The organism is Roseobacter sp. CCS2, assembly GCF_000169435.1.
GTDB lineage: Bacteria > Pseudomonadota > Alphaproteobacteria > Rhodobacterales > Rhodobacteraceae > Yoonia.
This window is the reverse complement of the sequence record NZ_AAYB01000003.1, coordinates 123,155-146,210: the sequence shown is the minus strand read 5'-3', so window position 1 is coordinate 146,210 and position 23,056 is coordinate 123,155. Positions and strand designations below refer to the sequence as shown.

General features: G+C 54.7%; 17 protein-coding genes, 3 tRNA genes and 1 pseudogene. 5 read left to right on the top strand and 16 right to left on the bottom strand.

The genetic code is table 11. The features are described from left to right. Positions 1-38: 38 nt before the first annotated feature. Positions 39-2,552, bottom strand: a complete 2,514-nt coding sequence (locus RCCS2_RS11950; protein WP_037294081.1) for a penicillin-binding protein 1A — start codon at positions 2,550-2,552, stop codon at positions 39-41. Positions 2,553-2,711: 159 nt separating this feature from the next. Here RCCS2_RS11950 and RCCS2_RS11945 point away from each other — a divergent pair, with 159 nt between their 5' ends. Next, a complete protein-coding gene (locus tag RCCS2_RS11945; protein ID WP_008234548.1) occupies positions 2,712-3,323 on the top strand; it encodes a class I SAM-dependent methyltransferase in 612 nt (203 codons plus the stop codon). Here RCCS2_RS11945 and RCCS2_RS11940 read toward each other — a convergent pair. From RCCS2_RS11940 to hemA, 5 genes are all read right to left on the bottom strand, one after another. Further along, positions 3,320-4,474: an N-acetylmuramoyl-L-alanine amidase gene (locus tag RCCS2_RS11940; protein WP_037294080.1), complete on the bottom strand. Its 1,155-nt coding sequence runs from the start codon at positions 4,472-4,474 to the stop codon at positions 3,320-3,322. The two genes, RCCS2_RS11945 and RCCS2_RS11940, sit on opposite strands and share 4 nt — an antisense overlap. Next, complete coding sequence (locus RCCS2_RS11935; protein WP_037294079.1) at positions 4,471-5,616, bottom strand: pyridoxal phosphate-dependent aminotransferase; 1,146 nt, start codon at positions 5,614-5,616, stop codon at positions 4,471-4,473. The genes RCCS2_RS11940 and RCCS2_RS11935 overlap by 4 nt, the downstream gene beginning before the upstream one ends. A 53-nt stretch (positions 5,617-5,669) precedes the next feature. Then, the gene (ispG, locus tag RCCS2_RS11930) at positions 5,670-6,794 is read right to left on the bottom strand and encodes a flavodoxin-dependent (E)-4-hydroxy-3-methylbut-2-enyl-diphosphate synthase (RefSeq protein WP_008234542.1); all 1,125 of its coding nucleotides are present in this window, start codon (positions 6,792-6,794) and stop codon (positions 5,670-5,672) included. Positions 6,795-6,874: 80 nt separating this feature from the next. Beyond that, complete coding sequence (locus tag RCCS2_RS11925; RefSeq protein ID WP_008234541.1) at positions 6,875-8,068, bottom strand: helix-turn-helix domain-containing protein; 1,194 nt, start codon at positions 8,066-8,068, stop codon at positions 6,875-6,877. Between the two features lie 116 nt (positions 8,069-8,184). Continuing rightward, positions 8,185-9,408 (bottom strand): 5-aminolevulinate synthase, encoded by a 1,224-nt coding sequence (gene hemA, locus RCCS2_RS11920; RefSeq protein WP_008234539.1) that lies wholly within the window; start codon positions 9,406-9,408, stop codon positions 8,185-8,187. Positions 9,409-9,732: 324 nt separating this feature from the next. On the opposite strand from hemA, the gene RCCS2_RS11915 reads away from it, so the two are divergent. Together RCCS2_RS11915 and RCCS2_RS11910 are read left to right on the top strand one after the other, a co-directional pair. Further along, positions 9,733-11,106 carry a M20/M25/M40 family metallo-hydrolase gene (locus tag RCCS2_RS11915; protein WP_037294159.1) on the top strand — a complete coding sequence of 458 codons (1,374 nt, stop codon included), beginning with the start codon at positions 9,733-9,735 and terminating at the stop codon, positions 11,104-11,106. Between the two features lie 96 nt (positions 11,107-11,202). Continuing rightward, positions 11,203-12,516, top strand: a complete 1,314-nt coding sequence (locus tag RCCS2_RS11910; RefSeq protein ID WP_050770815.1) for a PQQ-dependent sugar dehydrogenase — start codon at positions 11,203-11,205, stop codon at positions 12,514-12,516. A 90-nt stretch (positions 12,517-12,606) separates the two neighbouring features. On the opposite strand, the gene RCCS2_RS11905 is transcribed toward RCCS2_RS11910, so the two are convergent. The 4 genes from RCCS2_RS11905 to RCCS2_RS11890 form a co-directional block, all read right to left on the bottom strand. Beyond that, positions 12,607-13,128, bottom strand: a complete 522-nt coding sequence (locus RCCS2_RS11905) for a DUF421 domain-containing protein (RefSeq protein WP_008234534.1) — start codon at positions 13,126-13,128, stop codon at positions 12,607-12,609. A gap of 87 nt (positions 13,129-13,215) precedes the next feature. Beyond that, positions 13,216-13,292 (bottom strand) — tRNA-Asp (locus RCCS2_RS11900). Between the two features lie 295 nt (positions 13,293-13,587). Next, positions 13,588-13,664 (bottom strand) — tRNA-Asp (locus RCCS2_RS11895). 73 nt (positions 13,665-13,737) lie between these two features. Further along, positions 13,738-14,676 carry a pirin family protein gene (locus RCCS2_RS11890; protein WP_008234533.1) on the bottom strand — a complete coding sequence of 313 codons (939 nt, stop codon included), beginning with the start codon at positions 14,674-14,676 and terminating at the stop codon, positions 13,738-13,740. A 339-nt stretch (positions 14,677-15,015) separates the two neighbouring features. Here RCCS2_RS11890 and RCCS2_RS18405 point away from each other — a divergent pair, with 339 nt between their 5' ends. After that, positions 15,016-15,234 (top strand): hypothetical protein, encoded by a 219-nt coding sequence (locus RCCS2_RS18405; protein WP_156788533.1) that lies wholly within the window; start codon positions 15,016-15,018, stop codon positions 15,232-15,234. A gap of 94 nt (positions 15,235-15,328) precedes the next feature. Here the strand turns inward: RCCS2_RS18405 and RCCS2_RS11885 are convergent. Then, positions 15,329-15,460, bottom strand: a pseudogene (locus RCCS2_RS11885) (pirin family protein); the annotation flags it as partial. 227 nt (positions 15,461-15,687) lie between these two features. Between RCCS2_RS11885 and RCCS2_RS11880 the strand changes: the two are divergent. After that, the gene (locus tag RCCS2_RS11880) at positions 15,688-17,841 is read left to right on the top strand and encodes a fused MFS/spermidine synthase (RefSeq protein WP_008234531.1); all 2,154 of its coding nucleotides are present in this window, start codon (positions 15,688-15,690) and stop codon (positions 17,839-17,841) included. A 179-nt stretch (positions 17,842-18,020) separates the two neighbouring features. Here the strand turns inward: RCCS2_RS11880 and RCCS2_RS11875 are convergent. The 5 genes from RCCS2_RS11875 to tgt form a co-directional block, all read right to left on the bottom strand. Next, a tRNA-Val gene (locus RCCS2_RS11875) sits at positions 18,021-18,096 on the bottom strand. Positions 18,097-18,138: 42 nt separating this feature from the next. Next, complete coding sequence (locus tag RCCS2_RS11870) at positions 18,139-18,693, bottom strand: histidine phosphatase family protein (RefSeq protein ID WP_008234530.1); 555 nt, start codon at positions 18,691-18,693, stop codon at positions 18,139-18,141. Between the two features lie 25 nt (positions 18,694-18,718). After that, positions 18,719-19,018, bottom strand: coding sequence for an HU family DNA-binding protein (locus RCCS2_RS11865; RefSeq protein ID WP_232204267.1), 300 nt, complete (start codon positions 19,016-19,018; stop codon positions 18,719-18,721). 122 nt (positions 19,019-19,140) lie between these two features. Then, on the bottom strand, positions 19,141-21,546 hold the full coding sequence (gene lon / locus RCCS2_RS11860; protein WP_008234528.1) for an endopeptidase La: 2,406 nt from the start codon (positions 21,544-21,546) through the stop codon (positions 19,141-19,143). 255 nt (positions 21,547-21,801) lie between these two features. Beyond that, the gene (gene tgt / locus RCCS2_RS11855) at positions 21,802-22,935 is read right to left on the bottom strand and encodes a tRNA guanosine(34) transglycosylase Tgt (protein WP_008234526.1); all 1,134 of its coding nucleotides are present in this window, start codon (positions 22,933-22,935) and stop codon (positions 21,802-21,804) included. Positions 22,936-23,056: the final 121 nt, after the last annotated feature.

The following is a 23,056-nucleotide window of genomic DNA, read 5'->3' as shown; positions in this document are numbered from 1 at the left end:
GTCTTAGCGCGCCCGCAGGCGCGCCACAAGCACATGGGTCAGTAAAGACCGCCCGACGACAAGGTGCCAAAAGTCGCCTTTTCGCCCACAGTCGCGGTTTCACCGGTGGATGTTGTCACCTCACGCTGCGCGCTTTGCGCTTCCTGAAACAGCGGCAGGTCGGCTGCCATGGCAAAGCCACCATCAAACATGATGCCGAAAATAGGTTCTTCGCCGGGGCGGAAACATTCGCGCACAACATTGTCGCCAGACGCACCCGCGGGCAGGCGCGCGCCACTGAACCTGTCGATATTGATGAACTGACAGTCAGCTGGTGTGCGGAATGAACCAGAACCATATTTCTCAATCGCCTCGCTCATGAACCGATTGAACACCGGCCCACAGAACCCGCCACCCGATGCCCCACGGCCCAAGCTGCGGGGCGTGTCATAGCCAATGTAACAACCGGCCACGATGTTGGACGAAAAGCCAACGAACCAAACGTCTTTGGCATCATTGGTGGTACCTGTCTTGCCTGCGATCGGCACCGGCAGGTTTACCGTGCTGCTGGCCGTACCCCGGTCCACAACACCGCGCATCATCGACGTCAGTTGATAGGCCGTAATTTCATTCATCACCCGGTCACGGTTGGTCATGATACGTGGCGCATCACCTTCCGGCAGATTGGTTTGATCGCAGTCCAGACAGGTGCGTTGATCATGGCGATAGACGGTATATCCATAGCGGTCCTGCACACGGTCAACCAAAGTCGGCTCTACCCGCTCGCCCCCGTTTGCGAACATCGCGTAAGCTGCGACCATCTTGAACAACGTGGTCTCATCTGACCCAAGCGAGGCCGCAAGCACACGGTTCATATCTTCATAAACACCAAAGCGTTCGGCATAGCGACCCACGGTATCAATGCTGATTTCCTGCGCCAGACGAATGGTCATCAGGTTCCGCGACCGTTCAATGCCCGTGCGCATCGGTGTGGGGCCATAGAACTGGTTGGACGCATTGCGCGGACGCCATGTGCCTTGTGGTGTGTTGATCGTAATTGGGGCATCCACAATGATCGTCGCGGGCGAATATCCACTGTCCAATGCGGCTGCGTAAACAAAGGGTTTGAAGGATGATCCGGGTTGTCGTTGCGCCTGCGTTGCACGGTTAAACACCGAATGCTGATAACTAAAGCCACCCTGCATCGCGATCACACGGCCGGTATTGACGTCCATCGCCATAAAGCCACCCTGCACTTCGGGCACCTGGCGCAATGACCAACGCTCAAAATTATCGTCGCCGTCCAGCACGCGACGCACATGCACAACATCGCCGGGCGTGAAGTTGTCGAAAAAGTCACCGACCAGCCAGCGGATATCGACGCGGGGCACGACAAAGGGCGCATCTTCGGTTTCTTCAACGCCTTCGATGCCAATGGTCAGCGTGTTTTCGGCCACATCACGGATCACAGCCGGATACCATGTGCCATCCAGATCAATGTCGCGGGGCACGTTTGTACCGGCAAGGGCCACGCGCCATTGCTCGTCACCCAATGCATCCTCGGCGATCACCTCGCCCGTCCCGCGCCAAACGCCTTGCTCGCGGTCATAACCTTCCAACGCGCGTTGCAGCGAATGGCGTGCTGTGACCTGCAATTCGGGGTCAACGGTCGCGCGGATCGACAGACCACCGGAAAAGAATTCTTCCTCGCCAAAGTTCTGGCTTAACTGACGGCGAATTTCATCGGTAAAGTAGTCACGTTCGGGCAGGCTGTCGCGGAAATCTTCATAGTCACCGCCCTGCACGGACAACAGCGGCGCACTACGTTCAGTGTCGTAGGTGACCTGATCAATATAGCCGTTCTCGAACATCTCGCGCAGGGTGTTGTTGCGCCAGAAAACTGCGGCATCACGGTCGCGGACCGGGTGGCGGTTGCTGGGCGATTTGGGCAGTGACGCCAGATATGCCGCCTCGCCCGGTGTCAGCTGCGTCAGTGGTTTGTTGAAATAGGTCAGTGCAGCAGCGGTCACGCCAAAACTGTTTTGACCCAGAAAAATCTCGTTCAGGTACAGTTCAAGAATACGCTCTTTGGGCATCGCCCCTTCGATGCGGACGGCAAGAATAATCTCTTTGATCTTACGCTCGACCGACCGGGACCCATCCAGCAGAAAGTTCTTCATCACCTGCTGGGTAATGGTCGATGCACCACGCACATTTTCGCCACGCGATTCCACCGCGTCAACAAAGGCCGACACCATACCCATGGCGTCATAGCCAGAGTGTTCGTAGAAATTCTTGTCTTCCGCAGAAATGAACGCCTGCTTGACGATATCGGGAATTTCCTCGGCGGGTGTGAACAACCGCCGTTCAACGGCGAATTCATCAATGATCTGACCTTCGCCGGAATAGATACGGCTGATGGTCTTGGGGGTATACTGCGAAAGCGTCTCGTAACTGGGCAGGTCGCGGCCATAAAGATACAGCACACCGCCAATAGCCAGCGCGCCCATGATGGCACCAAGGGTCAGTAGCGTAAAAAGACCGCCAAGAAACGAAAGAAAAAAGCGTACCACGGGATAATGACCCAGTCCTGTTGTTTGACCTTGTGTATACGCGGACACGGCGCTGCGGTCAAAAGGCCAAATGCCGCGTTCGGCCAGAAAATGCCTGCAGTTCGGTCACTTTTTCAGCAGGCATTGCCATCGCTTTCATCTGCGGGCATTGCGTGCACCATGCAAGCACAAGATGTCATCCCCACTTATGAACGCGTCGGCCAGACTTGGGCCAAACAACGCAACCGCAGCCTGATGGAAAAGCAATGGCTTGACCGTTTCCTGACCGCCGCACCGCGCGCGTCCGGCACCGTGCGCGCGCTTGATCTGGGCTGCGGGTCAGGACAACCCATCGCCACATATATGGCCGAAAGGGGTGCATCGCTGACCGGCGTTGATGCCACCGATACCATGACACAGCTTTACGCCCAAAACCTGCCGCAGGCAGAGGTGATCAAGGCAGATATGCGCACCTTGAACCTTGACCGGACGTTTGATGCCATTCTTGCTTGGGACAGTTTCTTTCACCTCAGCGCGGATGATCAACGGGGCATGTTTGCACGGTTTGCCGCACATTGCGCACCGCGCGCCACGCTGATGTTCACATCCGGGCATATCGCTGGCGAAGCGATTGGCACCGTCGCCGATGCACCGATTTACCATGCATCACTTGCCCCTGATGAATACCGCAGCCTGTTGGCCGATCACGGTTTCAAAGTGTTGCGCTATACGCCCGAAGATCCCACTTGCGGGCATCACACGGTTTGGCTGGCGCAATTCACGGACAGCTAGCGGGCAAGCAAAACAACCGTATCGCGAATAGCGCGGGCAATTCTGGCGCGCCCTTCGGGGGTGGCAAGGACAGCGCGATCTTGGGCATTTGATAAAAACCCGGCCTCAATCAGGATGCTGGGAAAATCCGCTGCGGTCAGCACGGTAAACTGTCCTTCGCGGCGCGGGTTTGAATTCAGCAAAACACCCTGCCCCTGCATCGACGCCACCAAAGCATCAGCGATCCGGCGCGCCTCTGGCCCCGTTTCGGCGCGGGCAAGATCCATCAGCGCGGTTGCTATCCTGTCATCTGCGGCGTCCAGATCAACGCCTGCCAGCAAATCACCACGCTCATGGCGTTCCACACTGCGCTGTGCTGCCGCCGAACCGCCACCCACGGAAAGCGTATAGACCGCCGCCCCGCGCGCGTCGTCTTCTTCCAACGCATCGGCATGAAGCGATATCAGCAAATCCGCACTCACTTCCCGCGCCAGCGTCATGCGGGCTGACAGCGGCACAAATATATCCTGATCACGGGTCAGCACCGCCTGCACACCATCTTGTGCCTTCAGCATCACCGCCAATTCCGTGGCCATCAACAGCATCAAATCAGATTCCTTGATGCCACCTCGCACCGCACCTGAATCAATCCCGCCATGGCCGGGGTCAATCACCACGACAAAGTCTTCACTCTGGGCAAGCTCTTGCGCGACCTTTGGGTCAAACCCCGTAATCACATCCCATCCCGGATCAGGCGGCGCGCCTGCGTTTGCAGCAAAACTTTCAGGCGTTGCGCGCTCCAACACAATCGTCAGATCAACGCCATCGCCCACGGCAGTCATGCTCGCCTGCGCAATCATCAATGGCTCTGCCAGATCAACAACCATGCGCGACCAGCCCGGGCGCAGCGGGCCAAAGCGCACAGCTGCGGCGCGGTCCCCCGACAACAGCGTCGATGCGTCAAGATCACCAAAGGATGCCCCTTCGACATCAATGATCAAGCGGCGCGGCTCATCCAGGGTGAACACCCGATACGGGGTGATTTGATCAAGGCCCACGGCGACCTCCAGCGTCCACCAGCCATCGCTGATGCTGGTCCGCTCTGGATCAACAGCCACCTGCGCCGCGGCCAGATTTGCGGCAAACAGCATAGCCACAAGCCAACGGATCATGAACGACGCCATTGCATAAACTGCGCCAAACGGTCCAACCCTTCGGCGATATCTGCCGTTGATCGCGCATACGAAAAACGCAACCAATGGTGCCCGCGTGCTGCATCAAAATCGAGGCCCGGTGTCACAGCAACACCGGCTTGATCCAGAATATCAGCCGCGAATCCCAACGCATCATCTGCATACTCGGACACATCCACATAAACATAAAATGCCCCATCAGGCGGGGCAAAACGGGTGAAACCAGCGGCCTTTAGCCCCTCAATCATCAACGTGCGATTGGCGCGATAGACAGCCTTATTCGCCTCCAGCTCGTCGGTGCAATCCATTGCATGCAAGGCCAGACGCTGGGCTGCATGCGGGGCGCAAATAAACATATTCTGGGCCAGACGCTCAACCTGTCGGACATGATCTTCTGGCACGATCATCCAACCGACGCGCCAACCGGTCATCGAAAAATATTTTGAAAAAGAATTCACCACATAGACATCATCGGTGACCTGCAATGCGCTGACCGGGGCAGTATCATAGTCGATCCCATGATAAATCTCGTCCGAGATCAGGGCGGCGCCGCGGGCCTGACAGGCCGTCGCCAAATCCGCCAGACCATCACGGTCCAGCATCGTACCCGTAGGATTGGCTGGTGAGGCCACAATCAACCCATCAAGCGCATGATCTGCCACATCCGTCGGCAAAGGCTGAAACCGTTGTGCAAAGGTGGTGGGAATATCCACGGGTGACAGGCCAACCGCCTTCAAAATCTGGCGATAAGACGGATAACAGGGGGTGCCCAACCCAACCCGGGCGTCATTATCAAAAAGGGCCGAAAACGCGAGCAGGAATGCACCCGATGCGCCGCTGGTGATGACCACGCGCGCCGGATCAAGCGTGACGCCATACCAATCGGCATAATGCTGGGCGATCTGGTCCTTTAGCTCTGGCAGACCCAGCGCAACAGTGTAACCCAGCGGATCGGCCATATCGGCAATCAGCTTGGCCTTTGCGGCCTCCGGTGCGCCTGTGCCGGGCTGGCCGACCTCCATATGGATAATGTGACGTCCAGCAGCCTCAGCCTTGCGGGCGGCTTCCATCACATCCATCACGATGAATGGATCAACATCACCTCTGTCAGAGCGTCTCATGGGCTGCTTTCTATCACTGCGGGTCCATCAGGTAAGGTGGATCATGATCCACCTTACTCAGCAGCCACATCCTTTTGCGCTTCCAGTTCAGCGGCCTTCTTTTCGACCTGCTCTACAATATGATCGACCATGTCCGCGTTAGATTGCTTATGGCTTTGCTTGCCCGCCAAATAAACCATACCTGACCCGGCACCGCCGCCAGTAAAGCCGACATCTGTCATCAACGCCTCACCAGGGCCATTCACCACACAGCCAATAATCGACAGCGACATCGGCGTTTTGATATGCTCCAGCCGCTTTTCAAGCTCTTCTACAGTCTTGATCACATCAAACCCCTGCCGCGCACAGGACGGACAGGAAATGATATTGACACCACGGTGGCGTAACCCAAGAGATTTGAGGATTTCAAACCCCATTTTGACCTCTTCAACCGGATCAGCCGACAGTGACACGCGGATGGTATCACCAATACCCATCCACAGCAGATTGCCCATACCAATCGCAGATTTAACCGTACCGCTGATCAAGCCACCGGCCTCTGTGATGCCAAGGTGGATCGGTGCATCCGTCGCTTCCGCCAGCTGCTGATAGGCAGCGGCAGCCATGAACACGTCAGAGGCTTTGCACGAAATCTTGAATTCGTGGAAATCATTGTCCTGCAATATCTTGATATGATCCAGGCCGCTTTCCACCATCGCATCCGGACATGGCTCGCCATATTTATCCAGCAGATGCTTTTCCAAAGACCCGGCATTCACACCAATCCGGATCGAACAGTTGTGATCGCGGGCGGCCTTAATCACCTCTTTGACGCGTTTTTCGTCACCGATATTGCCGGGATTGATACGCAGACAAGCCGCCCCGGCCTCTGCCGCTTCAATCCCGCGTTTGTAGTGGAAATGAATGTCCGCGACGATCGGCACTGAAACTTCCGGAACGATTTGTTTCAACGCCGCACTCGACGCTTCATCCGGGACCGAAATGCGCACGATATCTGCGCCCGCATCCGCCGCCGCCTGAACCTGTTCTATCGTCGCCTTCACATCGGTCGTCAGCGTGTTGGTCATGGTCTGCACTGAAATCGGCGCATCTCCCCCAACAGGGACATTGCCCACCATGATCTGACGCGACGTGCGGCGGTAAATGTTACGCCACGGGCGGATATGGTTCAAAGACATTTGGGTCAGCTTTCGACTGCAATTTTCTTGGGCTTAACCTAAGCTGCAAAGCAGCGCACAGCAAGGTGGTGCAGCTGCGGTTATTCGCCCGCAGTCACCTCAGCCACATTCACGATCTCAGCCAGATCAGTGTCGGCGTTCAGATCGGCCACCGCATAGGTTTCGGTCAGGCTTTGCGTTGTCAGTGCAACATTCGATGTCACAACACCTGCTGGCCCCACAGGGCCGTAATGCACGCCATTCACGGCAAAATACATCGCACCGCTTTCACCAACACGCAAAGTTGCCGGTTCTTCGGTGGATGGCACGACAAAATTTTGGCCCGGCTCCATCACACCTTCAAAGATAACGGTCCCATCTGCCGAACGGACCCGCACCCAAGCAGGACGAACAGCAACAAGTTGCAACTCCGGCACATCAGGTTCCACAACCTGAATGGCAGGTGGTGCTGGCAGATCAAGGTCGGCCACAGTCAGTTCTGGCAAGACCGGCACGCCAGCATCAGGCACAAGCGCGCCAATCGTGCCGGGGCTAAGTGTCGAAATCGGGGCGTCGCGGGCCACCAAAACAGGCACGTCCAACGCTTGCGGGCGATAAAGCCGGTCCAATGCCTGACGCGACGGCGCATTAAAATCAGCCAATGGATCGCTTGGTTGGATGGCATTGCCAGCGCCGGCCAAAGGATCAAGGTCAGACAGCACAACAGGTGTCTGTTCAACTGGCGCAAACTGCACTTTCTGCACTTCCTGCAAGACAGTCCAGCCGCCATAGCCCAAGCCGCAGATCAAAGCGACCAACACCACAACCGATCCGATGGCCCGAGGTTCAACACTCGATAAAACGGCCTCTCCTGCTGGAATAAAGGGGGTTGCTGAAGACGAAAAAATATCTTTGCCCAATGGGGTCGCTGTCGGATCAAACGACTTGCCCTTCAGCGACGATGCTTCGGCAGACATCCCATGCGCTGTGACAAACCCGCTTTCGTCGCAAAACGCCTCAAAGGCGTCATCCGGATCCATGTTAAGATATCGCGCATAAGACCGCACATAGCCTGCGATAAATCCGGGCGTGTCAAAAGCAGATGGATCAGCGTTTTCAATAGCGGCAATATAGGCGGCTTTGATCTTCAACTCGCGTTGCACATCCAAAAGGCTTTTGCCCATCGTCGCACGTTCGCCACGCATCAGATCACCAAGACGCACATCATAAGCGTCAAAGCCTGCGGCTTGCACGTCCTCCGATGCGTCCGCGCGCTTGAAGGTCTTCCCGATCATCGACTGTCCCGTCGCTTAATGCCCCTAAGCGCCCTTTGTGCAACGAATCGAAACAGTAAGGCCGCCTGCGTCCTAAATAACACGACAAGTAAAGTTATGCACAGGTGTATATAGCGTTAACCGGCCAGTTCAGCGCGATTTAGCGCACAGTGTGACCAAAGTCCGTCCAAAGCGCCTACTAATGCATCCATTTCACGCGGTCCGTGAACTGGTGATGGGGTAAAACGCAAACGTTCCGTTCCACGCGGTACCGTCGGAAAGTTGATCGGCTGCACGTAAATGCCGAATTCAGACAGCAACATATCCGACAATTTCTTTGTGTGGACCGGATCGCCAACGATCAGCGGCACGATATGGCTACCATGATCAATGATAGGCAGGCCCATCCCTTTCAGGCGCAGTTTCAGGATTTTCGCCTGCGTCTGATGCTGCTCGCGCAGCGCCTGATCCGTTTTAAGATGTGCGACACTGGCCGCAGCACCTGCGGCAACAGCAGGCGGCAGCGATGTGGTAAAGATGAACCCCGGTGCGTAAGACCTGATCGCATCACACATTTTCGCGCTCGCGGCGATATAGCCACCCATCACACCATAAGCCTTGGCCAGTGTGCCATTGATAATGTCGATGCGGCCCATCAGACCATCACGTTCTGCAACGCCGGCACCACGCGGGCCATACATGCCAACGGCATGCACCTCGTCGATATAGGTCAGTGCGCCAAACTCATTGGCCAGATCGCAAATCGCTTCAATCGGGCCAAAGTCACCATCCATCGAATAGATCGATTCAAACGCAATAACCTTTGGCGCGTCAGGATCATCCGCGGCAAGCAGTTCGCGCAGATGTTCAACATCATTGTGACGGAAAATGCGCTTGGCCCCACCGTTGCGGCGCACACCTTCAATCATCGACGCATGGTTCAAGGCGTCGGAATAAATAATCAGACCCGGGAAAAGCTTTGGCAATGTGCTCAGCGTCGCATCGTTTGCAATATAAGCAGAGGTAAACAGCAACGCCGCTTCCTTGCGATGCAAATCAGCCAATTCAGCCTCAAGCTGCTTGTGATAAACAGTCGTGCCCGAGATATTGCGCGTCCCGCCAGACCCCGCGCCGGTTGCGTCGATCGCTTCATGCATCGCGGCCAGAACGGCAGGATGCTGCCCCATACCAAGATAGTCATTACCACACCACACGGTTACGGGTGTCTCTGATCCATCCGGCTTGCGCCATGTTGCATGGGGAAACTGGCCGCGCTTACGCTCAATATCGATGAAAGTACGGTAGCGGCCTTCTTCGTGCAAACGTTCAATCGCTGTGTCCAACCGGGCGTTATAGTCCACGTCGTTCGTCCTTTATTTCGGTACAAAAACCACACGGTCTAGCGGTCTTTGAATCGTTCTAAGCCTCATATAGGGCGCGACAGCGACGGACAAGCCGTTACAAAGTGTCGCGACGCCTCACCCCATTGATGAAAGGTCTGACGACACACTTCATTGATTTGCATCAAAGGTGGCGCAGAAACATCCAAACTATTTATTTTCCATGCTCCATCAAACGGCGGGATTGGGCGTCGCCACCGGGCAGCCCCCCTTCGTTTTGCACCATTGACCTATCCCCCAATACCGACAACGTTACGGCAAATCCTTACAGAACAGGTAACAACCATGTCCCTTGATCCCGTCCTCGCCCGTATTGACGCCGACTTGCCCCAAGCAACCGAACGCCTGCTTTCGTTGTTGCGCATCCCCTCCATCTCTACCGATCCCGCCTATAAGGGCGATTGCGACACTGCCGCAGACTGGTTGGTCGCGGACCTGCAATCCATCGGGTTCGCAGCATCAAAACGCCCGACACCCGGCCATCCGATGGTCGTGGCACACACCGGTGGCGATGGTCCGCACATCCTGTTTTACGGCCACTACGACGTGCAACCCATTGACCCGATTGAGTTATGGGGCCGTGATCCATTTGATCCACAGATCGAAGACACAGCTAAAGGCCAGGTGATCCGCGGTCGCGGCTCTTCCGACGACAAGGGACAATTGATGACCTTCGTAGAGGCTTGCCGCGCCTGGAAAGCAGAACATGGATCCCTGCCCGCCAACATCACGATCTTCTTCGAAGGCGAAGAGGAATCAGGCTCGCCTTCCTTGACACCGTTCATGGAAGAAAACCGTGACGAACTGACCGCCGATATCGCACTGATCTGTGACACCGGCCTTTACGGCGACAGCACGCCTGCAATCATCATACAACTGCGCGGTCTCTTAGGCGAAGAACTGACCATCACCGGGCCAAACAAAGACCTGCATTCAGGCATGTACGGCGGGCTGGCGATGAACCCCGCGCGGGTGCTTGCACGCATCATTGCCGCACTTCACGATGACAATGGGCGCATCACCGTGCCCGGCTTCTACGATGGCGTGCCCGAGCTTTCCAACGAATTGGCCGCCGCATGGGACGACCTGAAATTCGATCACAAAGATTTCTTGGGCGACGTCGGCCTGTCCGAACCGGCAGGCGAAGTCGGGCGCAGGCCACTGGAAATGATCTGGTCACGCCCCACCTGCGAAGTAAACGGCCTGTGGTCCGGCTACACCGGCGACGGGTTCAAAACGGTGCTGCCGTCCGAGGCCTCTGCCAAAATCAGCTTCCGCCTTGTCGGCACGCAAGACCCGCTTAAAATCCGTGAAAACTTCCGCAAAATGGTGCAAGACATGCTGCCCGCCGATTGCACGGTCAGCTTCAGCGACCACGGGGCCAGTGCGGCAGGCCAAATGACCACAACACATCCGGCTTTTGACCAAGCACGCAAAGCGCTCTCCGACGAATGGCCCAATGCTGCGGCCTATGTGGGCAGCGGCGGATCCATCCCGATTGCAGGGTATTTCAAGGATATCCTGAATATGGACGCGATGCTGATCGGCTTTGGCAAGGACGATGATCAAATCCACTCGCCCAACGAAAAATACGATCTGTCATCCTTCCACAAAGGTATCAGAAGCTGGGCACGGATCCTTCATCAAATGACGTCGTAAAAGCAAATTTTCGCCCAAAAGTTGTGTGCATGGAACGATCGAGCAACCATCGCGTTGGATTAGGCACAGTTGTACGCATCTAAGGGAGGATATTCTATGACACCGACATCAATTCCAGCGCGTCAAAGCCGGTCGATTTCTGCGGCCTTGGCGATAGTAGCGACCACCGCACTCGTATCGCCTGCCATGGCGCAAAGCGGGATGAACACAACAAACCTTGAAGAAAGCATCCATCTGGAAGGTTTGACCGATCCGTGGGACATGGCATTTTTGGATGACGGTACAATGTTCTTCACCGAAAAATGCGAAGGCCTTTCGGTGTTGATGCCCACAGGCGAGGTGAATGAACTGCTTGGGATGACCGGAACCGACAGCTATGCAACAACGGCTGACGATTTGTTCTGCGAAGGGCAAGCAGGAATGAACGGCGTCGCGGTAGACCCGGATTTTGCCGAAAACAGACAGATCTATGTTTTCTCGACATCCAACCTGTCTGAACCACAGACGAACCGCGTGATGCGACTGACGGTTGCAGACGACTTTAGTGGGGTGTCTGATCGCACCGATATCGTGACAGATATTCCTTACAAAGTTGCCGCAAGTGATCACCCCTTTGGCGGGCCGGGCGCACACAATGGTGGTCGGATCAGGTTCAGTCCGGGCGATGGCTTTTTGTACGTCACCACCGGCGATAACCACAACGGCGAGGTGCCGCAAAGCCCAACCATGATGGGCAGCAAAATTCTGCGGATTGACACGGACGGCAATGCCGCCGCCGACAATAACCCACCCGAAGGGTTCGATCAGCGGACCTATACCTACGGGCATCGCAACGTGCAGGGCATCGCGTTCCATCCTGAAAACAACACACCGATCATCATGGAACACGGGCCCTGGCATTCAGACGAGATTACCGTGCTTGAAAATGGCGGGAATGGCGGCTGGGATCCGCGCCCCAATATGGCGGGCCGCGGCGATTGTCCTGACAATTACTGCGGGTATATGCCAAATCAGGGCGTCGGGATGAACCGCTTTGAACGGGCGGCGTTCATGCCAATGACAGATTTCGAAACCTATCCTGACGCGATGCCGCCAATCTGGACGAATAATGGTTGGTCGCAAGGCACCTCTTCGGGCACGTTCATTACCGGGGATCAATGGGGCGACTGGGACGGCAATCTGCTTGTCGGCATTATGGGGATCGGCTTTGGCGGCACACCAATCGGACAGCGGATTGACGTTATAGAACTCGGCCCTGATCTGTCTGTTGTTGACGTGACCGAAATGACACTACCAATGCCATCTGCGCGCTTTCGGTCGCTGGTCCAAGGGCCCGATGGCGCACTTTATGCAGCCGTCGACAGTGGTGAGATTTACCGCATGGCGCCCAAAGATATGGACGGAAACTAGGCAAACAGCCGCTTTGTCGTTCCTGCCAAGCCTCCGACCGACGTCGGGGGCTTTTCCGTTTGGCAGCCGGCTTTGGCGCAAACAAAACGCCTAGCGCGCAATGCGCTTCACATCTGCCACCAATACGTCATCCAGTTCGGATCCGTGCAATACCGAAATGTCACCAGTGGTTTCCAGCACCACGGCTCTGACATCAGACAGGGCCAACACATTGGCCTCGCGCAGTTTGGCGATCAGGTCGTCACGGGTCACCCGGGTGTGATCAAGTGCGGCATCAATAATCTCACCATCTTCCATCAGTAAAACAGGCGCGTTCTGGATTGTGTTGGAAAAACTGTCAGATGACACCCGCAGGCGTGCGACAATCATTTGCACCAGCAAAAGACTGGCGATTGCAATTGCCGCCTGCACAAACCCGGCCCATGATGTCGCCTGACTGGCCCCCGCCAAAAGTGAACCGATGGCAACCGTGACCACAAAATCAAACGCTGTCATTTTTGAAAAGGCACGCAAACCCACGTAACGCACCACGACGACAACCCAGCACACCGCAACAGTCGAAAGCGCTATGGCCCTTAGGATGACGTCAATCTGTTCAATAGCGGTAAACATGCAGCAAAGCTCCTTACGGTTATGCGCGACGCGAATGCGTCCGATCTTTCGAAGCGACACAGTACAACGCAAACAAATCAGGAAAAGTGGCGCGGTTGACGGGGCTCGAACCCGCGACCCCCGGCGTGACAGGCCGGTACTCTAACCAGCTGAGCTACAACCGCGCGTATCGGGCGGGATAGTCGCGCAAGCGCGGGGCGTCAACGTCAAATCGGCGTCGCGGGCCTGTTTTTGTACTTCCGTCATCTCGGAATTCACGGATCATTAAGATTTAGCGCCACACGCCGCGTTAACGGTGCCCGACGCGTACATCTGTATGTACAGGTTGTGTACGCAATCTGTACGGGTTCTGTATCAGCCAAACACCACAAAACGACGGCATTTACCTGCTATCAGGCCAAATTCGGCAAAAGGCCGTAAAAACCGTTGCATGACCAGCAATGTCCACGGAAAAGGCAGTGGCGCGGTTGACGGGGCTCGAACCCGCGACCCCCGGCGTGACAGGCCGGTACTCTAACCAGCTGAGCTACAACCGCGCATCTGCTTGTTCAGTATTGCTACCAAACGTGCGCCGCTTCTAAGTCCGCCGAAGCGCCCCGTCAAGCGCCCTTAGCGGTCGGGCAGCGGAATAAAGTCCGCATCATCGCCGGGCGGCAATTGAAAGCGGCCATTTTGCCAATCCCCCGCGCGCCAGGCCTCTTTCGCCTCTTCAATCCGCTCCTTGCTGGACGCCACGAAATTCCACCAGATATACCGCTCACCTTCCATCGTGGCCCCACCCAGCAGCATCACGCGCGCACCTTGCGGACCCGCTTTCATACTGACGCGATCACCGGGACGAAACACCATCATGCGGCCTTCGTCATAAGTCTCGCCAGCGATTTCGACAGCACCTTCAAGCACATAAGCACCGCGGTCCTCGTGATTATCAGGCAACGGCAATCCCGCCCCCGGCGCAAGCATGGCATCCAGATAGAACATCTCAGACGGTGTTTCGACCGGCGCACGTTCGCCGTAAGCATCCCCCATGATCAGGCGCACCTGCTTGCCCTCGCCCTCCAACATGGGCAGATCACCCTTGGGGGCATGTATAAAGGCCGCCTCGCTGTCCTCTGCGCCCTTCGGCAGGGCAATCCAGGACTGAATACCAAACAAGCTCTGTGGCTTTTGAAGCGCCTCACCATCCATCCGTTCCGAATGGGTGATTCCATGGCCTGCAATCATTAGGTTCATGGCACCGGGTTCGATCCATTGATCAGTGCCAAGGCTGTCACGATGGTGGATGGACCCGCGATGCAGATAGGTCACCGTGGCCAAACCGATATGCGGGTGCGGGCGCACATCAATGCCCTGCCCCGTGACAAATTCAGCCGGACCCATCTGATCAAAGAAAATAAAGGGACCCACCATCTGACGACGCGGCGCTGGCAACGCACGGCGAACCTCAAATCCACCCAAATCACGGGCACGCGGGACAATCACGGTTTCGATTGCATCAACGGCATCACCAGTTGGACAATCGGGGTCTAATGCGGGGTTCCAGCTCATCAACTCTCTCCATTTGATATATTGATATGATGATAACACGTGCGAAAATTATTGGTATGGCGCCACACGAAGAGAGTTTGTGCGTAATTGCACAAACATAACCTGACAATCGGGCAGTTCCTCTATATTAGTGACTAGACCAACGGGTTCGCGTTTCGCACGTCATTGCTGAACAAAACAGCGTCCAATCTAGTGATGGCGCTTTGACGCGTGATTTCAAAGCATTGCTTTGCAGCTGAAACAAGAACAAAACCGCTTCAGCTGTGATAGTGTGAAGAAACCCGATCAACACACCGGTATTAAAATTACGGCTACGTTACAGCGTGCGAAGGACACCAGATGAAATCGATCATAATTGGCGGAGCGATAGCAGTATCTTTAAGCTTGTGGCCATTCGCCCGTTATGAACGGCAGACCATGGCACAGAATATGGAAGTGACTACTGTCGAAACTTGTCTCTGTGTCGGGAATGCAACCGTGCTGGAAAGCTTCCCTTTGCAATATGTCTGCCGTGGCTACGAAATCTGTTGGCTTCCTGACAACCCGCAACAAGAGTGATGAAAAGTATGTCGGCGCACCTATATGAGTGGTGATCTGCGAGAAGAATTCGGCTGCGCTCATCTGATCAACGAACAAAGTCAACTATCTAAAGACGCGGCGCCGGCAACGTACGGTGCACTTCAAATCCACCCAAATCACGGGCACGCGGGGCAATCACGGTTTCGATTGCATCAACGGCATCACCGGTTGAGCAATCGGGGTCTATTGCGGGGTTACAGCTCATCACAAGCTCCTAGATTAGAAGATTCTTATATCTACCTATGGCATATTTCTGACACTCGCCCAGATTACTAAGTTACGTCTATAATGCCTGTGCAAAAAGCCTCTTCCAAACCTGCATAGTTTGATACTATCTATGAATTTCCGACATAAAACTCATTTTAGAGATGTCAGCTTCGAAGAGAATATCACGAAAGTATCTTAATGTCCCTAATGCGTGCCTCTAGCCGAATGCCACATCTCAAGCTAACGCCGGTGTTATTCACGGTTACCATTTTTTTGTCAGCGTCGCTGCTCTTCTTTGTGCAGCCGCTTTTTACAAAAATCGTGTTGCCACTGGTAGGCGGTGCGCCAGCCGTATGGACGACAGCAATGCTGTTCTTTCAAACCGTACTTATTGCTGGTTATCTGTACGCCCATTTATCTACAAAATATTTACCGATTGCAGCTCAGGTGGGCCTCCACATGGCGTTATGGGTGGCAGCGCTCTTTTTTCTTCCGCTTTCCGTTGAGGCAGGTTGGCGTTTGGAGCCTAACATCCCCGTGGCACAGCAAACACTTGCCCTTTTTGCTGTAGGTGTCGGCCTTCCATTTGCCGTGTTGTCGGCGAATGCGCCACTCATCCAAAGCTGGTATGCTAGGAGTGATGGACCATCAGCTGACGACCCATATTTTTTGTATGGTGCGTCCAACCTCGGCTCATTAATCGCGCTGTTAGCATTCCCACTAGCCGCAGAACCATTTTTTGGCGCAACACAAATTGGTTCAAGCTGGGCAGTTGGCTTTGTTTTGCTAGGCATCTTTTTGGCTTTCAGCGGGTTTGCAGCGCGGCGTGAAAAGACAACATCGCAAAATACCGATGCGATCACCAAGCCGCTCTTAAGCAGCTATCTTTGGTGGCTTTTTCTGGCGTTCATCCCATCGTCGTTAATGTTGGCAGTCACAACAAAGATAAGCACCGATCTTGGATCTTTTCCCTTAGTCTGGGTTTTGCCGCTATCTCTCTTTTTGCTTACATTCGTTCTATCTTTCACAAACAATTTCTGGATGTCTGATGCCACACTCAACTGGCTTTTCATCATTTCCCTGGGTGTCATTGCCATAATCGCTGCGGGCGCGGATAAAGTTAGTACAGCGATATATGTATCTTCGTTGCTTTTGTTCGGCTTCTTCTTTGTTGCCTTGCGGATACACAGAGCATTGTATGAAGCGCGCCCAGCAAAAGAGAACCTCACTGCCTTTTACCTCACAATGTCGATCGGCGGCGCGCTAGGGGGATTATTTAATTCAATCCTCGCCCCAGTGCTTTTTGTGCAGCTTGACGAACTGGCGGTTACTACATTGCTGGGCGCCGCCCTTCTTCTTTCATATGCCCGCTGGCCCAATATCCGAAATCTGGCGTATGGATTGCTTGCCTGCGCAGCGGTTGTTTCGCCATTTCTGTTTTCAGCAACGTTCGGCGGTCTACTGACATATGTACTATTCGCAACCATACTGCTTGGCGCTTTGTTTCTTTTCCGAAAGCAAGCCGCGATGACATTTCTTGTTCTTAGCACTGTCCTGGTTTTTGGAAGATTGCTCTCTGTAGAAGAAAATGTGTTCCAAGACAGAAGCTTTTTTGGACTGCATCTGGTCGTTGATCGCGATGAGTTGCGAAAGTACCAGAATGGAACAACGATTCATGGCGCTCAACTTCTCTCTGATTTTGAGCAAGACAGTCGTCCAACCCCGATTGCCTACTATCACCCAGATGCGCCTATGGCCCAGATTATGACTTCGGAGTTTGGTAAAGCTGCCGAAAATATCGGTATTGTCGGTCTTGGGATCGGATCGCTTGCTTGCTATGCAACACCGGGCCAGAGTTGGCAATTCTACGAAATTGATGCAATGGTTGATCAAATTGCACGTGACCCGCGCTATTTCACTTTCATGTCCAAATGCGCGCCTCTGGCGCCAACGCATATAGGCGACGCACGCTTAGTTCTCGAGGCTCAGTCTGATATCCGCTATGATATATTGCTGATCGATGCGTATTCATCGGATGCTGTCCCTGTTCACCTCATAACGAACGAAGCGATAGAGCTGTACCGCTCTCGTTTGACAGACGATGGTGTGTTGGTGTTGCATATATCCAACCGCTACTACGACCTTTCTTTGCCTTTGGCACGCAGTGCGAACGATCTGGGCCTCGTTTCTCACATTCAACGCTATAAAGGCGAGCCACAGTCAGCCGACAATTCTGCGTCTCGCGTGGTGATAATGGCAAATGCAGATTCTGATTTGGTAGACCTCTACACAACCGGGCCTTGGCAACCGCTTGTAAGTGATGGAAAACGCCTTTGGACGGATGACTACGCCAATCTTCTATCCATACTTGCTCGATAGCGTTGGTGGCAAATACTCAAATCCGTTCGACACTCTACTTGGTCATTTTGGAAGCCAAGCGAGACAGATGTAGAATTAGTCATCATTGAAAGATGTCTGAATGCAGCGGATGAATAATCATAAGCTGCACGTAAAACTGTGCTAACTATGTAATCACCTGATACATTGCGCAGAAAATTTGGTGGGTGATGAGAGGCTCGAACTCCCGACATCTTCCGTGTAAAGGAAGCGCTCTACCAACTGAGCTAATCACCCGACGTCGCATCATTTAGACCAGCCGTGCGCACAGTGCAAGCCTCATTCCAACAGGAATTGATCCCCATCTTTCAGATGATAGACACGCCCCTGCCCGCCATGTGTGTCCGGTACGGCATGCGCTTTTTCGCCAACCACCAAACCACGGATCATGCTGCTGGTGATCCCATGCGTAACAAGCACCGCTGGCCCTTGCAAATCTGCCAAAAATGCACGGCAGCGCAGTTTGAGACGTGGAAAGCCCTCGCCATTTGGGGCAATCTCGTACTGCGAGGTATGTGGGCTTTGGGGGCTTGGTAATATGTCACGCAAAAGACCTGACCAATCGCCCACCCCAATCTCGCGCAAGCGGTCATCGGTGCGGATGTGATCCGCAATACCAGCAAGCGCAATCCCCGCTGTTTGAAAAGCGCGTCCCTGTGGGCTGCTTAGAAAAGTGAAGCCGTTCAAATTGATCCCAGACAGAATAGCACCCTGTCGTGCCGCGTCGCGCATACCCTTTTCGGTCAGTGGCGAGTTCAATTCGCCCTGCATGCGGTGTTCGGCGTTCCAGATGGTTTCACCGTGGCGCAGAATATAAAGTTCGGGATAGATCATTGGGATATCTAATCGTCACAATATGCTAGGCATCGTCACCGGCGACCCACGCCTGTGACGCGTTCTTTGGTGTACGCAACTTGAGCGTCATGACCGAGGCCCCATTTTCAAGCGTCTTGGACTTTACCACGCGCAGTTTGCCCAATGGCGGCACGTTGATATCGGCCCCATCGCGCAAGGCATCCCCAATGACCGAAAGCGCGGCTTCGACGGTTGGTTTGACATCGCGTTTTTTCAGGTTGGTCCGCAAGACCACCTCATCAAGCAATTCCGGTTTCTTTATCAGGTTGGTGTCCGTGTCGTCGGGTTGTTGTGCCATCATCATGATCCTTTCATGTTTCACGCGTACTACCGCGCGTGCAGCCGCGAAGGTCAAGCAGATAGCAAAATAAAAAGCGCCCCAGCCTTCGCCGGGACGCCTTTCTTATTGTTTAGCAACACCAGGCGTTAGTGCGCGCGCGCGCCTTCACTTGCTGATTGCGCTTTGAGTGCGGCAGCAGCGGCTTCTTCTGCGGCCTCATCCCACTCAATCGCTTCCGGTTTGCTGACAAGTGCATGTTCCAGCACCTCGGACACATGGATGACAGGGATGATCGTCAGCCCTTCTTTCACGTTGTCCGGGATTTCCGGCAGATCCTTGGCATTGTCCTGCGGGATCAGAACGGTTGTGATCCCACCGCGCAGTGCAGCCAGCAGTTTTTCCTTCAAACCGCCGATGGGCATTGCGTTACCACGCAACGACACCTCGCCTGTCATGGCGATGTCTTTGCGCACTGGGATACCCGTCAACACCGACACGATAGAGGTTACCATCGCCAGACCCGCGCTTGGACCATCCTTTGGCGTTGCCCCATCCGGCACGTGCACGTGGATGTCGATTGTATCGAACTTCGGCGGTTTCACACCAATTTCGGGTGCGATGGACCGCACGTAAGATGACGCCGCATCAATCGATTCCTTCATCACATCGCCCAGCTTACCCGTGGTCTTCATCCGGCCTTTGCCGGGCAAGCGTAGCGCTTCGATATTCAGCAACTCACCACCAACAGAGGTCCACGCCAGACCGGTAACAACACCAACCTGATCACTTTCTTCTGCCAGCCCAAAGCGGTGCTTTTCGACGCCCAAGAAATCGTTCAGATTGCCAGCGGTCACGTTGATGATATCCGCCTCTTTCTTTACAATCATTGTAACGGCTTTACGCGCCACTTTGGCCAGTTCCCGCTCCATGTTCCGCACGCCAGCCTCGCGGGTATAGACCCGCACCATCGCCAGCAATGCGTCATCGGCGACCGAAAATTCCTTGTCCTTTAGACCATGGTTTTTCATGACCTTCGGCAACAAGTGCTGCTTTGCGATCTCAACCTTTTCGTCCTCTGTGTAGCCAGAGAGCGAAATAATCTCCATCCGGTCCAACAAAGGCCCCGGCATGTTGTAAGAGTTCGCAGTCGTCAGGAACATCACGTTGGACAGGTCATATTCAACTTCGAGATAGTGATCGACGAAAGTCGCGTTTTGTTCCGGATCAAGCACTTCCAACATCGCAGATGCGGGATCACCCCGGAAGTCCTGCCCCATCTTGTCGATCTCATCGAGCAAGATCAGCGGGTTCGTGGTTTTCGCCTTTTTCAGCGCCTGAATGATCTTACCGGGCATGGAACCAATATAGGTCCGGCGGTGACCGCGGATTTCACTTTCATCACGCACACCACCAAGGCTGATGCGAATAAATTCGCGCCCCGTCGCCTTTGCGACAGATTTCCCAAGCGATGTTTTACCCACACCCGGCGGGCCGACCAAACACATGATCGGGCCTTTGAGCTTTTTCGAGCGTTGCTGCACCGCGAGGTATTCAACGATCCGTTCCTTGACCTTTTCAAGGCCATAGTGATCGTTATCCAACACCTCTTGCGCCTTGTGCAGATCTTTCTTGGTGCGTGATTTCACGCCCCATGGCACGCCCAAAACCCAGTCCAGATAATTGCGCACAACAGTCGCTTCCGCTGACATCGGCGACATATTCTTGAGCTTTTTCAGCTCCGCATCGACCTTTTCGCGGGCCTCTTTTGACAGCTTGGTTTCGGCGATTTTCGCCTCTAGCTCATCAACCTCGTTCTGGCCTTCTTCGCCATCGCCAAGTTCTTTCTGAATGGCCTTCATCTGCTCATTCAAATAATACTCGCGTTGGGTGCGCTCCATCTGGGTTTTGACGCGGGTCTTGATCTTTTTCTCGACCTGCAGCACGGACATTTCGCCCTGCATCATGCCAAAGACCTTTTCCAGGCGCTCTGACACCGATAACGTTTCCAAAAGCCCCTGCTTTTGGTCCACTTCAATACCCAGATGCCCGGCAACCAAGTCAGCCAGTTTCGCAGGCTCAGTCGCATCACCAACAGCGGCCATCGCCTCTTCGGGGATGTTTTTCTTGACCTTGGCGTAGCGTTCAAATTCTGCCGACACATTGCGCACCAGCGCTTCAACCTCAGCAGGGTCGCCTTCGGTTTCGGTCAGATACTGGCACGACGCCTCGAAGAAGCTGTCATTTTCAACAAAATCGGTGATTTTCACACGCGCACGGCCTTCGACCAGCACTTTCACGGTGCCGTCGGGCAGTTTCAGCAGTTGCAACACATTGGCCAACACGCCTGCGCGGTAAATGCCGTCTTCTTTCGGGTCATCCTCGCTGGGGTCAACCTGACTGGATAACAAAATCTGTTTGTCGTCCTGCATCACCTCTTCAAGGGCGCGGACGGATTTATCGCGGCCTACAAACAGCGGCACGATCATATGCGGAAACACCACAATGTCGCGCAGCGGCAGGACGGGATAGGATGAACTCAACGGTTCTTGCATGCTCTTTTCCTTTTTTGGCAAGACGCGCCGGTCCCGCTATGCGGCAACGTGGGGCGTCTCCTCTCGGGATCAATATGTGGGGTGGTACGAAACGCGTTTCAACCAAACATATTCATCCAGTTGCGGCAGATTGCCTGTGACGCGCAGGGTGCGCAAGCCGCGAATAGGCAAAAAGCCTTTTAAATGCAGGAAAAGCCAACCCTGACTTTTCTCGTCCAATCGAACTTTCGCCGAAGGCTACGTGGCATGATCCAATTAAGACAATGGTGCGATATCGCCCAGCGCGCGCATCGCGTGGAAATCTGCCTCCCAATCGGCAAACGCTCCAGCGGCAATAGCATCGCGCATCCCCTGCATGATTTCCTGAAAATAATGCAGATTATGCCATGTCAGCAGCATGCCAGAGATCATCTCTTGCGCGCGGAATACATGGTGCAGATAGGCGCGTGAATAGTTTGAACAGGCCGGACATGTGCAGTGTTCATCCAATGGTCTTGGATCATCGGCATGGCGGGCATTCTTGATGTTAATCACGCCACGGCGCGTAAAAAGCTGCCCCGTGCGCCCAGACCGGCTGGGTAGTACGCAATCCATCATATCAATGCCGCGTTTCACAGCGCCCACGATATCATCCGGCTTGCCCACACCCATCAGATAGCGTGGCTTATCCACAGGCAGTTGATCGGGCGCAAAATCCAACACACCGAACATCGCCTCCTGCCCTTCACCAACGGCAAGGCCGCCAACAGCATAGCCATCAAATTCAACCGCTTTCAGCGCCTCGGCGCTTTGTGCGCGCAGGTCTTCTTCCAGCCCACCTTGCTGGATACCGAACAGCGCATGCCCCGGCCGATCCCCAAAGGCATCGCGTGACCGCTGCGCCCAGCGCATTGACAGTTGCATGCTTTCAGCAATGCGCGCCCGGTCCGCAGGCAATGCCGGGCATTCGTCGAAACACATCACGATATCAGAGCCCAAAAGCTTTTGAATTTCCATCGACCGCTCCGGCGTCAATTCGTGCTTGGACCCATCAATATGGCTTTTGAAGGTCACGCCCGTTTCGGTCATCTTGCGCAAGTCGGCAAGGCTCATCACCTGAAACCCGCCGCTGTCGGTCAGGATTGGTTTGTCCCAGTTCATGAACTTGTGCAGGCCACCAAGGCGGTCGATGCGTTCCGCCGTCGGTCGCAACATCAAGTGATAGGTATTGCCCAACAGAATATCAGCGCCTGTTGCGGCCACACTTTCTGGCATCATCGCCTTTACCGTGGCGGCAGTGCCTACCGGCATAAAGGCAGGCGTGCGAATATCCCCCCGCGGGGTTGAAATGACGCCGGTCCGGGCTTTGCCGTCTGTGGCGTTAAGGGCGAATGAAAAGCGTTGGGTCATCCGCCTCTCTTCACTGATCCGGGCCACTTTGCCAAGGGGGCAATCTTCGGCTGACATCAGCCCCCCTTTACGCCCTTGCACCCAAACCCTATATGTTTGGTCAGGAATTGCAGGGACCAAT